This window comes from Leptothrix sp. (in: b-proteobacteria) (assembly GCF_965250675.1).
In the GTDB taxonomy this organism is placed as follows: Bacteria; Pseudomonadota; Gammaproteobacteria; order Burkholderiales; family Burkholderiaceae_C; genus Sphaerotilus.
Genome location: NZ_CBDFPH010000012.1, coordinates 116,338 through 130,570 on the forward strand (window position 1 = coordinate 116,338; position 14,233 = coordinate 130,570).

Annotated in this window: 16 protein-coding genes; 7 read left to right on the top strand and 9 right to left on the bottom strand. The window is 68.0% G+C overall.

Annotated elements, in window-relative coordinates:
- Positions 1-13: 13 nt before the first annotated feature.
- Both AC5IG3_RS18030 and AC5IG3_RS18035 read right to left on the bottom strand, forming a co-directional pair.
- Complete coding sequence (locus AC5IG3_RS18030) at positions 14-1,042, bottom strand: YheT family hydrolase (protein ID WP_491907679.1); 1,029 nt, start codon at positions 1,040-1,042, stop codon at positions 14-16.
- Position 1,043: 1 nt separating this feature from the next.
- On the bottom strand, positions 1,044-1,496 hold the full coding sequence (locus AC5IG3_RS18035) for a YybH family protein (RefSeq protein WP_491907680.1): 453 nt from the start codon (positions 1,494-1,496) through the stop codon (positions 1,044-1,046).
- 135 nt (positions 1,497-1,631) lie between these two features.
- On the opposite strand from AC5IG3_RS18035, the gene AC5IG3_RS18040 reads away from it, so the two are divergent.
- Genes AC5IG3_RS18040 through AC5IG3_RS18050 form a run of 3 tightly spaced genes read left to right on the top strand, consistent with a single transcriptional unit; the run spans position 1,632 to position 3,679 of the window.
- A complete protein-coding gene (locus tag AC5IG3_RS18040; protein WP_491907681.1) occupies positions 1,632-2,300 on the top strand; it encodes a sigma-70 family RNA polymerase sigma factor in 669 nt (222 codons plus the stop codon).
- Positions 2,301-2,303: 3 nt separating this feature from the next.
- Positions 2,304-3,155 carry an anti-sigma factor gene (locus AC5IG3_RS18045; protein WP_491907682.1) on the top strand — a complete coding sequence of 284 codons (852 nt, stop codon included), beginning with the start codon at positions 2,304-2,306 and terminating at the stop codon, positions 3,153-3,155.
- Complete coding sequence (locus AC5IG3_RS18050) at positions 3,134-3,679, top strand: DUF3455 domain-containing protein (protein ID WP_491907683.1); 546 nt, start codon at positions 3,134-3,136, stop codon at positions 3,677-3,679. The genes AC5IG3_RS18045 and AC5IG3_RS18050 overlap by 22 nt, the downstream gene beginning before the upstream one ends.
- 106 nt (positions 3,680-3,785) lie before the next feature.
- Here AC5IG3_RS18050 and AC5IG3_RS18055 read toward each other — a convergent pair whose 3' ends face one another.
- The 5 genes from AC5IG3_RS18055 to AC5IG3_RS18075 are packed head-to-tail and all read right to left on the bottom strand — an operon-like array spanning position 3,786 to position 7,565.
- A complete protein-coding gene (locus AC5IG3_RS18055) occupies positions 3,786-3,992 on the bottom strand; it encodes a zinc-finger domain-containing protein (protein WP_491907684.1) in 207 nt (68 codons plus the stop codon).
- A gap of 10 nt (positions 3,993-4,002) precedes the next feature.
- Entirely contained in the window at positions 4,003-4,926 is a 924-nt protein-coding gene (locus tag AC5IG3_RS18060) for a branched-chain amino acid transaminase (protein WP_491907685.1), read from the bottom strand.
- 45 nt (positions 4,927-4,971) lie between these two features.
- On the bottom strand, positions 4,972-6,738 hold the full coding sequence (locus AC5IG3_RS18065) for a sensor histidine kinase (RefSeq protein ID WP_491907686.1): 1,767 nt from the start codon (positions 6,736-6,738) through the stop codon (positions 4,972-4,974).
- Between the two features lie 24 nt (positions 6,739-6,762).
- Complete coding sequence (locus AC5IG3_RS18070; RefSeq protein WP_491907687.1) at positions 6,763-6,957, bottom strand: response regulator transcription factor; 195 nt, start codon at positions 6,955-6,957, stop codon at positions 6,763-6,765.
- Between the two features lie 17 nt (positions 6,958-6,974).
- Positions 6,975-7,565, bottom strand: coding sequence for a response regulator (locus AC5IG3_RS18075; RefSeq protein ID WP_491907688.1), 591 nt, complete (start codon positions 7,563-7,565; stop codon positions 6,975-6,977).
- Between the two features lie 228 nt (positions 7,566-7,793).
- On the opposite strand from AC5IG3_RS18075, the gene kefF reads away from it, so the two are divergent.
- Genes kefF through AC5IG3_RS18095 form a run of 4 tightly spaced genes read left to right on the top strand, consistent with a single transcriptional unit; the run spans position 7,794 to position 11,670 of the window.
- Complete coding sequence (gene kefF / locus AC5IG3_RS18080) at positions 7,794-8,420, top strand: glutathione-regulated potassium-efflux system oxidoreductase KefF (protein ID WP_491907689.1); 627 nt, start codon at positions 7,794-7,796, stop codon at positions 8,418-8,420.
- Positions 8,417-10,231 carry a glutathione-regulated potassium-efflux system protein KefC gene (gene kefC / locus AC5IG3_RS18085; protein ID WP_491907690.1) on the top strand — a complete coding sequence of 605 codons (1,815 nt, stop codon included), beginning with the start codon at positions 8,417-8,419 and terminating at the stop codon, positions 10,229-10,231. The genes kefF and kefC overlap by 4 nt, the downstream gene beginning before the upstream one ends.
- 52 nt (positions 10,232-10,283) lie before the next feature.
- A complete protein-coding gene (locus AC5IG3_RS18090) occupies positions 10,284-10,718 on the top strand; it encodes an NfeD family protein (protein WP_491907691.1) in 435 nt (144 codons plus the stop codon).
- A gap of 31 nt (positions 10,719-10,749) precedes the next feature.
- Entirely contained in the window at positions 10,750-11,670 is a 921-nt protein-coding gene (locus tag AC5IG3_RS18095) for an SPFH domain-containing protein (RefSeq protein WP_491907692.1), read from the top strand.
- 15 nt (positions 11,671-11,685) lie between these two features.
- Here the strand turns inward: AC5IG3_RS18095 and AC5IG3_RS18100 are convergent, their stop codons facing one another.
- Together AC5IG3_RS18100 and AC5IG3_RS18105 are read right to left on the bottom strand one after the other, a co-directional pair.
- The gene (locus tag AC5IG3_RS18100) at positions 11,686-13,221 is read right to left on the bottom strand and encodes a malonate--CoA ligase (protein WP_491907693.1); all 1,536 of its coding nucleotides are present in this window, start codon (positions 13,219-13,221) and stop codon (positions 11,686-11,688) included.
- A 22-nt stretch (positions 13,222-13,243) separates the two neighbouring features.
- Complete coding sequence (locus tag AC5IG3_RS18105) at positions 13,244-14,233, bottom strand: Bug family tripartite tricarboxylate transporter substrate binding protein (RefSeq protein WP_491907694.1); 990 nt, start codon at positions 14,231-14,233, stop codon at positions 13,244-13,246.

Below are 14,233 nucleotides of genomic sequence, written 5' to 3' on the forward strand. Positions count from 1 at the left end.
GATTGCTCCGGCTTCAGAGGCTCATGCGCGGCTGCATCCAGCCCATCACCGCGCGCGGCAGGTCGTGCAGGTGGCCAGGAAAACCGCCAGTGGCGAAACCGACATGGCCGCCGTCGGCAGGACGCCACCAGGTGACGTTCGGCCCCAGCGCGGTGACGCCGTCAAAACTGGCCGCCGGCACGAACGGGTCATTGCGCGGGTTGACCAGCAGCGCCGGAATGCGCAGGCTGGCCAGGCGCGGCAGGGCCGAGGCGCGCTGCCAGTAGTCGTCGGCATTGCGGTAGCCGTGCAGCGGTGCGGTGAACACGTCGTCGAACTCGTGCAGGTTGCGGGCGGCCTGCAGGCGCCGGGCGTCGAACAGGCCCGGAAACTGCGCCAGCTTGGTCAGCGCCTTGGGCTTCATGGTGCGCAGGAACATGGGCGTGTAGATGCGCCCGTTCAGGCCCTGGCCGATGGCGTGGCCCGCCGCGCCCAGGTCCAGCGGCGAGCACAGCGCCGCCACGGCACTGACGGTCTGCAGGGCGGATTCGCCCGCTTCCTGCGCCCAGCACATCAGCGCGTTGCCGCCCATCGACACGCCAACCGCCACGCGCGGGCCGGTGTGGTGGTGGCGGATCTGGTCGAGCATCCAGCCGATCTCGGTGTGATCGCCCGAGTGGTAGGCGCGCGGCGCCAGGTTGATGCTGCCTGAGCAGCCCCGGAAATGCGGCACCACCATCGCCCAGCCGTGGCGGCGCGCCCAATCGGCGAACGCCAGCGCGTAGTGGCTGCGCGACGAGCCTTCCAGGCCGTGGAACAGCACCAGCAGCGGCTGTGACGCGGGCAAGGCGGCCGGCTCGGGCGGGGTGTCAGGCTGCAGCCAGTCGGCGTCGATGAAGTCGCCGTCGGGCGTGGTCCAGCGCTCACGCCGCCAGCGGGGCGCGGAGCCGATGTGGCTGCGGGAGAAAAGCGCGGGCCAGATGGTCTGGGCATGGCCGCCGGGCAGCCAGCGCGGCGCGACCGGCAGATCGGCCAGCGCCGAAGACGATGAATGAGCGCGCATGTCAGTGCAAGGTGGCCGAAGCCTCGGTGAACTCCTGCAACTCGGCCGGCGTGCCCGGGCTGGCGTGATGCACCAGCAGGCGCCAGCCGAGCGGGGTTTTCAGGTAGATGTTGGTGGTCAGTACATAGCCGCTGCGCGGGCCTTGCTCGGTGGCCACCCGCACCTCCTCGAGCACGTGGTGCACGGCGGTGTTGCCGAGCGTGATGCGGCGCACCTGGGCGCAGCGCGCATCGACGCTGCCGCTGGCGAACAGCGCATCGAAACCGGCGCGGATGGCGTGGGAGCCGACCAGACGCGGGCCGCCCGGATGGACGCAGGCGATGTCCTCATCGTCGGCCCAGACCGACATCAGGCGCTCAATGTCGGCGCTCTGCAGCGCCTCGTAGAACTGCGCCTCGGTGTCGTCGGGCGTGGCCATCAGGGCGGCTTGCAAAGGTTTGGGTGGCGTCGGCATGGGCTCGGGCCTCGGGGGTTGACGGTGCGGTGGCAGCGCGGTGGCGCGCCCAGTGGGCAGCCTCGGGATTCTACGTAGCGCCCGTGACTCGGGCGTGCTCCCTAGAATGCGCCTTCCTGCAGCTGACCGTGTGCCATGTCCATCCACAACGCAGACAACACCGCAAGTCAACGCAACCGGGAGCGCGCCCTGGAGTTGGGGGAGTTGCTCTCGCGCACTGCGCTCGGCGACCGCAGCGCCTTCTCGGCGCTTTACCAGCGCAGCAGTGCGCATCTACTGGGCGTGATCCTGCGTATACAACGTAACCGGGAACTCGCCGAAGACATACTCCAAGAGGTGTACGTCAATGTCTGGCGCAGCGCCGGCACGTTCGATGCACAACGCGCCCAGCCCATGACGTGGCTGAGCAGCGTAGCCCGCAACCGCGCCATCGACAGCCTGCGCCGCCGCCAGACCGAGCCCGAGTTGGTGAGCACCCACCGTACGGGTGACGATGACGACGATGAACACGACATGCTGCAGGACCACCCTTCCGACGCCCCGACGCCCCACGAACTCCTGAGCCAGGCCTCGGAAGCGCTGGCCGTCAACCACTGCATGGGCGGCCTCTCCGGCGAACAGCAGCAGAGCATCGCGCTGGCCTTCTACCAGGGCCTGTCGCACGCCGAGGTGGCCGACCACCTGCGCCAGCCGCTCGGCACCGTCAAGAGCTGGGTCCGGCGCGGCCTGCAGAGCCTGCGCGATTGCCTGGACCGCGCCGGCGTGACGGCTCCTGGCGCGTCCACCGCCCTCGGCAAGGTCTGAGTCATGGACTACAGCCGCCCCCTGCTGGCCGACCGCCTGGCCGCCGAATACGTGCTGGGCACACTGCACGGCGCCGCGCGCCGCCGCTTCGAAGCCCTGCTGCCCGCCCACCCGCAACTGCGCTCTGCCGTCGGCCGCTGGCAGGACCGGCTGCTGCCGCTGGCGGTGTCGGTGCCAGCGGTCACCCCGTCACCCAGAGTGTGGGCCGGGCTGGAGCGACGCCTGTTCAACAAGGCAGTGCCAGCGGCCGCCACACGCTGGTGGCAGCGCCTGGGCCTGTGGCAGGGCTGGGCCGGGGCGACCAGCCTGGCCACAGTCGCGTTGGCGGTCTACCTGAGCCTGCCCATGCCGCCTCAGCCGCCGGTGCTGGTGGTGATGTCGCCGCAGGGCGGCTCGGCCAGCTTTGTCGCCAGCGTCAGCGCCGACGGCCGCAGCCTGGTGCTCAAGCCGCTGGAAGGCGTGACGCTGGCCTCCGACCGGGCGCTGGAGCTGTGGGCGGTGCCACCGGCAGGCCATCCGCGCTCGCTGGGTCTGGTGTCCAACAAGAAGGCGACCACGGTGCTGCGTGCGCAGCTGCTGAGCGGCACGGCAGCGTTTGCCGTCAGCATCGAGCCCACGGGGGCTCGCCTACCGGCGCACCGACGGGTCCGGTGGTCTCGGTGGGCAAGCTGGAGCTTTGATCGGTCGGATTCGAGGTTTTTTTGCGCTTGGGCGCATCCAGATTCAAGCGGCCTGCGTAAAGGTCGATATGCAGCGGTAGTTCGCTGGACTTGGAACCCCAAGTCACTCTTTTCCTGTCACCTTTCCTGTCACTCAACACCCCGGAGCACTCCATGCAAAAAAGCCTCAGCCTGATCGCCCTTGCCGCCACCGCTCTGCTTGGCGCCTGCGCCAGCCAGCCAGCCATGACGACGATGAAGTTCGACAACGACGCCGTCGCTGCCGCCATCCGCGTTCCCGCTGGCAACCGCCAAACCATGCAAGCCACCGGCGTGGGCGAGCTGACCTATGAGTGCCGCGTCAAGAAGGACATGGCCGGCCAGTACGAATGGGTCTTCGCCGGCCCTGTGGCCGACCTGATCGACGGCGCGGGCAAGAAGATCGGTACCTACTACGGTGGCCCGACCTGGCAGGCCAACGACGGCTCCAAGGTCACCGGCAAGCAAGTGGCCGTGTCGCCGGCACCGGCCGGCAACATCCCGCTGCAACTGGTCAAGGCCGATCCGGCCATGGGTGTTGGCGCGATGCAGGGCGTGACCTACATCCAGCGCCTCAACACCAAGGGCGGCGTGGCACCGGCCTCGGCTTGCGCCTTCGCCAACCTGGGCCAGAAGACGCAGGTCCCTTACTCGGCTGAGTACGTCTTCTACGGCATGTAAGACATATCGGGCGCCTGCGGGTGCCCCGTCAAGAGCAAGGCAAATGAAAAACGGCGTCCGAATGGACGCCGTTTTTCATGGAGAGCCGGTGGCTCAGTTCAATGGCTCAGTGAGCGCCATGTACCTTCTCGCCAGCCTTGAGGCGGTAGACCGTGCCGCAGTACGAGCACTTGCCTTCGCCGGTGGTGGCCACGTCGATGTAGACGCGTGGGTGGTTGCTCCACAGCGCCTGCTTCGGGTTGGGGCAGAACACCACGCCCGGGCCTTGCAGGTCGCTGGCCAGCACTTCGACGACAGATTTGTTGTCACTCATGCTGCTGTCCTCAGACCTTGCTCAGCCATTCGGCGTACTTGGGATTGCGGCCGTTGACGATGTCGAAGAACGCGGCTTGAATCTTCTCGGTGATCGGGCCGCGCGAGCCGCTGCCGATCTCGATGCGGTCGAGCTCGCGGATCGGCGTCACTTCAGCGGCCGTGCCCGAGAAAAACGCTTCGTCGGCGATGTAGATCTCGTCGCGGGTGATCGGCTTTTCCTTGATCTCGATGCCAAGGTCCTTGCAGATGCTGAAGATGGTGTTGCGCGTGATGCCGTTGAGCGCGCCGGCGCTGGAGTCCGGCGTGTAGACCACGCCCTTGCGCACGATGAACAGGTTCTCGCCCGCGCCTTCGGAGGCAAAACCCTGCGGGTCGAGCAGCAGCGCCTCGTCGTAGCCCTCGTCGGTCGCTTCCATGTTGGCCAGGATCGAGTTGGTGTAGTTGCTCACCGCCTTGGCGTGGATCATGGTGATGTTGACGTGGTGGCGCGTGAAGCTGCTGGTCTTGACGCGGATGCCACGCTTCATGCCCTCTTCACCGAGGTAGGCGCCCCAGGTCCAGGCCGCGACCATCAGGTGGATGGTGTTGCCCTTGGGGCTGACGCCGAGCTTCTCGGAGCCGATCCAGGTCAGCGGGCGGATGTAGCCGCTCTCGAGCTTGTTCTCTCGCACCACATCAAGCTGGGCCTGCATGACCTGCTCCAGCGTGAACGGGATCTTCATGCGCAGGATCTTGGCGCTGTTGAAGAGCCGCTCGGTGTGCTCGCGCAGGCGGAAGATCGCCGTGCCGTCCGCCGTCTTGTAGGCGCGCACGCCCTCGAATGCGCCGCAGCCGTAGTGCAGCGTGTGGCTCAGTACGTGGATCTTGGCGTCTTGCCACTCCACCATCTGGCCGTCCATCCAAATCTTGCCTTCGCGATCGTGCATGCCCATGAGTCACCTTCAATTTGGGTCGTGATTGTATGCGGGCGCCACTCGTCATCCGCCACCTGGGCCCGAGAGCTTGTACGCCACCAGCGCGCGCAGCCGGTTGGGAGCGACAGGTTTGTAGAGCAGATGGCAGTCCAACGCCGCCACCTCCCGCTCCAGGTTGAGCAGCTTGTCGCCGGTGACCATCACCGTCGGCAGGCTGGGGCCGAAGCGCTCGCGCAACACAGCCAGCACCTCCTGACCCGTGCGGCCCTCGGGCAGCCCGTGGTCGACGATCAGCAGATCGGGCGCGGCCACGGCAGGCAGGCCGGCCCACTGCACGGCTTCGGCATACGACATGAAACCCCGCACCCGCGCGCCCCAGCTCTCCAGCAGGGCCTGCAGCGCCTGCATCACCACGGTGTCGTCTTCGACCACCACGATATGGCGGCCTGCAAGCGTCAGGCTTGATGCAGCCGGCGCCGGTGCGGGCTGCGTGCCCAGCTGCATCGGCACCCCCATCGGCAGCGTGAGCGAGAAGACCGAACCTTGCTCCGGCACGGAACGCACCTGCAGCGGCACCTGCACCAGATCGGTCAGCCGCTTGACGATGGCCAACCCCAGCCCCAGACCCTTGCGGTGGTGCGACTGCAGCCGCCGCGCGCCGCTGACCTGATAGAACTCATCGAAGATGTAGGGCAAGGCCTCGGCCCGAATGCCGATGCCGGTATCCCAGACCTGCAACAGCAGTTGTCCGGCGCGAGGCCGGCAGCTCAGCAACACGCCACCGTCTTCGGTGTAGCGGATGGCGTTGGCCAGCAGGTTGCGCAGGATGCGCTCCAGCACCACCGGATCGACATGGACCCAATGCCGTCCGCCCACAAAGTGCAGCGCCAAGCCCTTGTCGAACGCCAGCGGCTCGAAGTCCAGTTGCAAACGGCCAAACACCTCTTGCAGTGACACCGACTGAGGTCGCACATCGATCCCGCCACTGTCGATGCGCGTCAGGTCGAGCAGTTCGGTGAACAGGCCTTCAAGTGCATCGACCGACTCGGCAATGCTGTGCACCAGCCGTGCCGACGCCTCATCGTGCGGCTGGTGCTGCAGCGCCCCGGCGAACAGGCCCAGTGCATGCAGCGGCTGGCGCAGATCGTGGCTGGCGGCCTGGAAGAACTGGGTCTTGGCGCGGGTGGCGGCTTCAGCACGGCTGCGGGCGGCCTCTGCGGCGGCTTTTTCCTGCCGCAGGTGCTCGGCCAGGCGCTGGGTCCGGCGCTTGAGGGCCAACACCTGCAAAAACGCTGTGCGGTGATGGCGTCCGATCACCGCCGTGGTCACCCAGGCCAATGTAAACACCCCCGCCAGCGGCAGACTGTGCGACAGGCCTTCGGAGGCTTCCCAGGCAATCAGCGGTATGAAAGTCATGCCCGTGTAGACCAGAAATACCCGATAACTGGTGCTGGACAGACCGGCACAGTAGCCATAAAGGATCATGACCAGCGCGATGCGTTGCAGCATGTCCGCGGCACCATAGAAAAGCGTGGCCGCCAGCGCCCAGACCGCCCCACCCGCCAGTGTGACCAGCGTCAAGCGACGCTGCCAGGCATGCCACTGGCAGGATGCGATGGGCCGCGCACGCGCATAGCGCCAAGCCAGCGCAGCCCGCCCGACCCACACGAGGGCAAACAGCGTGAGCCAGGCCTGCAACTGAACGCGCAGCTCGCCATGGCCCCAGAACAGCATCAGCAGCGCTGCGGCCCCCACGCCATGGCCGAGCAGACTGACGGGCGTCTGGGCGTAATGGCTGGCGACCAGGTCCGGATCGACCTCACGACCCATGACCGCCCTTCCAGTCGCGGCCCTTCATGCGCGCAGCGTCCGCATCGGGGGCACACCACTCTGCTGCATCTGGCTGACGGCCAGCACAACCTGCGTGCGTGAATGGACGCCCAGACAGCGCAGCACGGCCGCAACATGATCCTTGACGGTCTCGACCGACAACCCGAGCAGACGCGCAATTTCCTTGTTGGGCTCGCCCTGCAGCAGCAGCAGCAGCACCTCGGTCTGACGCGGCGTCAACCCGAGCGCCTCGACCGACACCGATACCGCAGGCGTGGCCGCACGCGGCAGTTCCTTTGCGAGGAGCGCCCGCAGCGGGCACGTCCAGCGGATCCAGCATGGCCGTCATGGAGATGCTGGAGATCGAGTCCGGCACAAAAGGCCCCTGGGAGTGAATTCAAGCGATCCGCCGCAGGTACATCACCGTCGCCGGAACTCGACCCCACCGGCGGCACGTAGATGCCGCCGGACATCACCAGATGCAGCGCCTCGAACAGCATCTCGGTGCTCGACCGCTTGGGCACATAACCCATGGCACCGCTGTCGATGCAGCGCAGCATGTCGCTGGGGCGGTCCGACGCCGACACCACCACCACCGGCAGCGCCGGATAGTGGGCACGAAACTCCAGCAGCACGTCGAAGCCGCTGACATCTCCCAGCTGCAGATCCAGCAGCACCAGATCGAAATCCACCCGCTGCCGCAGCAGGCTGCGCGCCTCGTCGGCGGTCTCGACGCCCACGACCTGAACATGGTTGTCCAGATGGCGGATCACGCTCTGCATCGCGGACAGGATCAGGGGGTGATCGTCAATCAACAGCACTTTCATGGGGTGGCCTCCTGACCGGGAAGGCGGCTCGCGCATGAGCGCAAAGGGCCACTTCCGTGAAAATATCATGCTAGCCCCAGCCAAGGCCCGGTCATCTCCCCCCATTGGTGGAAGCTGGTGGCGCGTGCGGGCCATGAATCGCCCGCCTGCCCAACCCGTCCGGACCCCGTTCCGGGCTTGAGCTATGTTAGCGGCGTGCCTCCTTCCGACCCGACCGCTGCCATACCCATGACCGCATCCCGAATCCTCGTCCTGCTGGCCCACCCCGACCTGCGCCATTCGCGCGTCAACCGCCGCCTGCAGACCGCCTGCCGCGACGTGCCGGGCCTCGAATTGCGCGACCTCTACGCGCTCTACCCCGACTACGCCATCGACGTCGCCGCCGAGCAGGCCGCTGCCGCGCGCGCCGACCTGATCGTCTGGCTGCACCCCATCCAGTGGTACGCCATGCCGGCGCTGATGAAACTCTGGCTCGACGAGGTGCTGACCCTCGGCTGGGCCTACGGCCGCGGCGGCCAGGCATTGGCGGGCAAGGACCTGTGGCTGGTGGCCTCCACTGGCGCGCCCGAGGCCAGCTACCACCCGAGCGGCTACAACCGCCACTTCTTCGACGCCTTCCTGCCGCCCTACGAGCAGACCGCCGCGCTGTGCGGCCTGCGCTTCCTGCCGCCGCTGCTGCTGCACGGCGCGCAGGCCGTCAGCCCGCAGGAACTGGCCGCGCACGCCGAGGTCTTCCAGGCCCGCCTGCAAAGCTATCCCGACTGGCCCGAGCTGGACGACCTGCCCGAGTGCATCGCCTGCGTCACCCCACCCTCCGACCGCCCGCAGCCCCTCTCCGCCCAGGACCGACCATGACGCACGACTCGACCTGGCTGCTCAACAGCCTGGTGTTCTTTCTGGCCGCCGTGGTGGCCGTGCCGCTGGCGCAATGGCTCGGGCTGGGCGCGATCATTGGCTACCTGGTGGCCGGCATCGTCATCGGCCCGCAGGCGCTCGGGCTGATCAGCAACCCCGACACCACGCTGCAGGTGGCCGAATTCGGCGTGGTGCTGATGCTGTTCCTGGTCGGGCTGGAGCTGGAGCCGCGCCGGCTCTGGGCCCTGCGCCGGCCGATCTTCGGCTGGGGCAGCGCGCAGGTGCTGGCCTGCGCCGCCGCGCTGGCGGGCGTGGGGATGCTGGCCGGCGCGCCGTGGCGCTGGGCGGCGGTGGGCGCGCTGGGGCTGGCGCTGTCGTCCACCGCCGTGGCGCTGCAGGTCATGGGTGAGCGCAACCTGCTGCCCACCCGCAGCGGCCAGGCCGGCTTCTCGATCCTGCTGTTCCAGGACGTGGCGGCCATTCCCATCCTCGCGCTGCTGCCGCTGCTGGGCAGCGGCCGGGCGGCGGCGGGCAACCCGTGGATCGAGGCCGGCAAGGCCCTCGGCATGGTGCTGGCCATCGTGCTGGGCGGGCGCCTGCTGCTGCGCCACGGCCTGCGCTGGGTGGCGGCCAGCCGCACGCCGGAGGTCTTCACCGCCGCCTCGCTCGGGCTGGTGGTCGGCATTGCCGCGCTGATGCAGGCGGTCGGCCTGTCGATGGCACTCGGCGCCTTCCTGGGCGGCGTGCTGCTGGCCGAGAGTGAATACAAGCGCGAGCTGGAAACCGACGTCGAGCCCTTCAAGGGCCTGCTGCTCGGCCTGTTCTTCATGGCCGTGGGCATGAGCATCGACTTTGCCGCCGTGCGGGCCCATCCCGGCCTGGTTGCGGCGCTGCTGCTGGGCTTTCTGCTGCTCAAGGTGCTGGTGCTGTTCGGCATCGCCCGCGCCATGGACCTGCCCAGGGTCGAGCGCCCGGTCTGGGTCCTGCTGCTGGCCCAGGGCGGCGAATTCGCCTTCGTGGTGTTCCAGCAGGCCGAGGGCGCGGGCGTGTTCAGCGCCGAAGTCACGTCGGTGCTGATCGCCGCCGTGGCGCTGTCGATGCTGGTGACGCCGCTGCTGCTGGTGGCCGTGACGCGCTGGCTGCTGCCGCGCTACGCCGCCAGCGCCAGCGCGCCGCCGGAGCACCACCTCAACGAGCCACAGGAGGCGCCGATCATCGTCTGCGGCTACGGCCGCTACGGCCAGATCGTCGGCCGGCTGCTCTACGCCAACGGCCTGAAGGCGACGCTGCTCGACCACGACCCCGATCAGGTCGAGGTCATGCGCCGCTTCGGCTTTCGCGCCTACTACGGCGACGCCACCCGGCTCGACCTGCTGCGCAAGGCCGGCGCCGAGCAGGCGCGCGTCATCGTCGTGGCGGTGGACGACATCGAGCAGAGCCTGACCATCGTCGACCTGGCACGCCAGCACTTCCCGCAGGCGCAACTGGTGGTGCGCGCCCGCAACGTGCAGCACCATTTCGCGCTGCGCGCGCGCGGCGTGACGCTGATCGAGCGCGAGACCTTCGAGTCGGCACTGGCCAGCGGCCGCAGCGTGCTGGAGCTGATGGGCTGCGAGCCGCACCGCGCCTGGCAGCTGGCGCACCGCTTCAAGCGCTTCAACCTCGCGCTGCTGGAGCGCACCTGGCCGCACCGCGCCGACCGCAAGCAACTCATCGCGCTGGCCAAGCAGGGCAGCGAACAGCTCGAAGAACTCTTCAGCCAGGAGCGCGCCGAGCGCGAACAGCGCCGCAGCGGGGATTGGCAGGCATGAGTCCTACACTGATTCACCGCCCGAACGCACGACCTTCCAAGGAGAGTCCCGCATGAGTCCCAGCACCTGGTGGTGGATCGCCACCGCCCTGGCCGTGGCGGCTGAACTGGCCAGCGGCACCTTCTATCTGCTGATGATCGCGCTCGGGCTGGCCGCCGGTGCCCTCGGCGCGCACCTGGGCGCGGGGCTGACGGCGCAACTAGTCTGCGCGGCGGTGGTCGGCAGCGGCGCCGTGGTGGCCTGGACGCTCTACCGCCAGCGCCAGCCCAAGGCGCTGTCCGCGCAAGACAACCCGGACGTCAACCTCGACATCGGCCAGCAGGTGCATGTGACGCACTGGGCCGCCGACGGCAGCGCGCGGGTGCACTATCGCGGCACGGCCTGGACGGTGCGCTGGCAAGGCGCCACGCCCGCCGAGCCACCGCCCGGCCCGGGCTACTACGTCATCCGGGCGCTGCAAGGCAATCAGTTCCTCGTCGGCCGCTGAGGCCGTCTTCAACCATCAAAAGGGATACGCCATGGAAATCGTCGCCGTGATCGTGCTGGTCGTCGCGGGCATCTTCGTGATGCGCTCGGTCAAGGTCGTGCCGCAGCAGCACGCCTGGGTGGTCGAGCGGCTGGGAAAATACCACAGCACCCTGATGCCGGGGCTGAACTTCCTGGTGCCCTTCGTCGACCGGCTGGCCTACCAGCACTCGCTCAAGGAAATCCCGCTCGACGTGCCCAGCCAGGTCTGCATCACGCGCGACAACACCCAGCTGCAGGTCGACGGCATCATCTACTTCCAGGTGACCGACGCGCGGCTGGCCAGCTACGGCTCGTCGAACTACATGATGGCCATCACCCAGCTGGCGCAGACCACGCTGCGCAGCGTGATCGGCAAGATGGAGCTCGACAAGACCTTCGAGGAGCGCGAGCTGATCAACGCCTCGGTGGTCTCGGCGCTCGACGAAGCCGCCATGAACTGGGGCGTCAAGGTGCTGCGCTACGAGATCAAGGACTTGACGCCACCGGCCGAAATCCTGCACGCCATGCAGGCGCAGATCACCGCCGAGCGCGGCAAGCGCGCGCTGATCGCCGCATCCGAAGGCCGCCGCCAGGAGCAGATCAACATCGCCACCGGCGAGCGCGAGGCCTTCATCGCCCGCTCCGAAGGCCAGAAGATGGCCGAGATCAACAAGGCCCAGGGCGAGGCCGCCGCCATCATGGCCGTGGCCGAAGCCACGTCCGAAGCCATCCGCAAGATCGCCGCCGCCATCGAACAACCCGGCGGCCAGCAGGCGGTGCAACTCAAGGTGGCCGAGAAGGCGGTCGAGGCCTACGCCCAGCTGGCGCAAAAGAACAACACCATGATCGTGCCGGGCAACATGAGCGAGGTCGCCGGGCTGATCGGCACCGCCATGGCGCTGTTCAAGGGCGGCGCGACACCGACGCGCTGAAACTGGTCAGGTGCTTCAGGTGAACAGCGCCTTGTACTGCTCGCGCAGCAGGTTCTTCTGCACCTTGCCCATGGCGTTGCGCGGCAGGTCGGCGACGATGAAGGCGCGCTTGGGCGTCTTGTAGTTGGCGATCAGTTTCTTCAACTGTGCGACCAGCGCGTCGGCGTCCAGCGCGGCAGCTGCGGCATTGGGCTTGGGCACGATCACCGCCACCACCGCCTCGCCGAAATCCGGGTGTGGCACGCCGATCACGGCCGATTCGGCCACGCCGGCTAGGTCGTTCAGGTAGCCCTCGATCTCGGCCGGGTAGACGTTGTAGCCGCCGCTGATGATCAGGTCCTTGCTGCGGCCGACGATGGTGAGGTAGCCGTTCGTGTCGAAGCGGCCGACGTCGCCGGTCTTGAACCAGCCGTCTGCAGTGAATTCTTCGGCCGTTTTCTCCGGCATGCGCCAGTAGCCGCCGAAGACGTTCGGGCCGCGCACCTGCACGTGGCCGATCTCGCCTACGGGCACGGCCGAAGCCGCATCGTCCACCACTCGCACGCCCACGCCGGGCAGCGCGGGGCCGACGGTGCCGCCCACGCGTTCACCGTCTTGCGGCCGGCACGGGTTCGACGTCAGCATCGCGGTTTCGCTCATGCCGTAGCGCTCCAGAATGGTGTGGCCGGTGCGGCGCTGCCAGTCGCGGAAGGTCTCGATCAGCAGCGGCGCCGAGCCGCTGATGAACAAGCGCATGTGAGCGCACGCCTGCCGCGTCAGGCCGGCCTCCTGCAGCAGCCGCACATAGAGCGTCGGCACACCCATGAAGACGGTGGCACGCGGCAGGCGCTCGATCACGGCCTTGGGATCGAACCTGGCGAGCCACAGCATCTTGCTGCCGTTGAGCAGCGCGCCGTGGCTGGCGACGAACAGGCCGTGGACGTGGAAGATCGGCAGCGCGTGGATCAGCACGTCGCCAGGTTGCCAATCCCAAAACTCTTTCAGCGTCTGCGCGTTGCTCAGCAGGTTGCCGTGACTCAGCATCGCGCCCTTGCTGCGTCCGGTCGTGCCGCTGGTGTACAGGATCGCGGCCAGATCGTCGGCCTGCTTGGGCGCCACTTCGTGCTGATCGCTGAAGTGCGAGGCCCGCTCCAGCAACGTGCCGGTGCGGTCCTCGTTGAGCGTGAACACATGCGCCACGCCCTTCTGGAACGCCAGCTTGCTGAGCCACGGGAAGTTCTTGCCCGCGCAGACCACCACTGCCGGCTCGGCGTTGTCGATGAAGTAGTCCAGCTCGGCCTGCTGGTAGGCGGTGTTGAGCGGCAGGTAGACCAGGCCGGCGCGCAGCGTGGCCAGGTAGAGCAGCAGCGCCTCGACCGATTTCTCGGTGTGCGCGGCCACGCGGCTGCCGGGCGCGATCTCCAGCGACTGCAGCAGGTTGGCCAGCATGGCGCTGGCGCGGTCGAGGTCGCGCCAGCTGTAGACGAGGCCGCTGTCGGTCTCGATCGCGGTGGTGTCCAGATCGGCGGGAAAGCCCGCGCGCAGCGCGGCGAAGAGGTTGGCTTGGGTCATCGTTGGGAGCCTTGAAAAAGATTCAGTCCAGCTTGGCGCCCGACGCCTTGACCACCTCGCCCCAGCGCTTGATGTCGCTGGTCACGAAGTCATCAAACGCCTTGCCGTACTGGTTGGGCACCTCGGCGCCGAGGCCGTTCCAGACCGCCTTGATCTCGGGCGTGGCGTAGGCCTTCTGCAACTCGGCAGTCATGCGGGCGATGGCTTCGGGCGGCGTGCCCTTGGGCGCCCACAGGCCGTACCAGGTGGCGACCTGGTAGCCGGGCACGCCGGCTTCGGCCGCAGTCGGAATATCCGGAAAACCCGGTGCGCGCTGCGTACCGGCCACCGCCAGCGCCTTGATGCGGCCGCTCTTGATGTGCGCCGCCGACGAGCCCAGGCCATCGAACATCATCTCCACCTGCCCGGCCATCAAATCCTGCAGCGCCGGGCCGGCGCCGCGATAGGGAATGTGGGTGATGAAGGTCTTGGTCTGCAGCTTGAACAGCTCGCCCGCCAGATGGTGCGAGGTGCCGTTGCCGGCCGAGCCGTAGTTGAGCCGGCCGGGCCTGGCCTTGGCCTGCGCCAGCAACTCGGCGAGCGTCGCGCCCGGCACCTTCTGCGCGTTGACGACGATGACCTGCGGCACGCTGGCCAGCAACGCCACCGGAATGAAGTCTTCCTGCAGCTTGTAGTCCAGCTTGGGGTACATGGCCGGCGCAATCGCGTGGTGCACCGCCCCCATGAACCAGGTGTAGCCATCGGGCGCCGCCCGGGACGCCACCGTGGCCCCCACATTGCCGCCCGCGCCGCCCTTGTTGTCGATGAGGACCTGCATGCCCAGCTGCTTGCTCAGCACCGCCGTCAGCGGCCGGGCGAAGGCATCGGTGCCACCACCGGCGGGAAACGGCACGACCCAGGTCACCGGCTTGGCGGGCCAGGTCTGGGCCGCAGCGGGTGACGCGAGCCAGGGTGCAGCGCACAGCGCCAGGGCGATCAGGCGACGGCGGTGGATTGAAATCAGGCGGGGCAT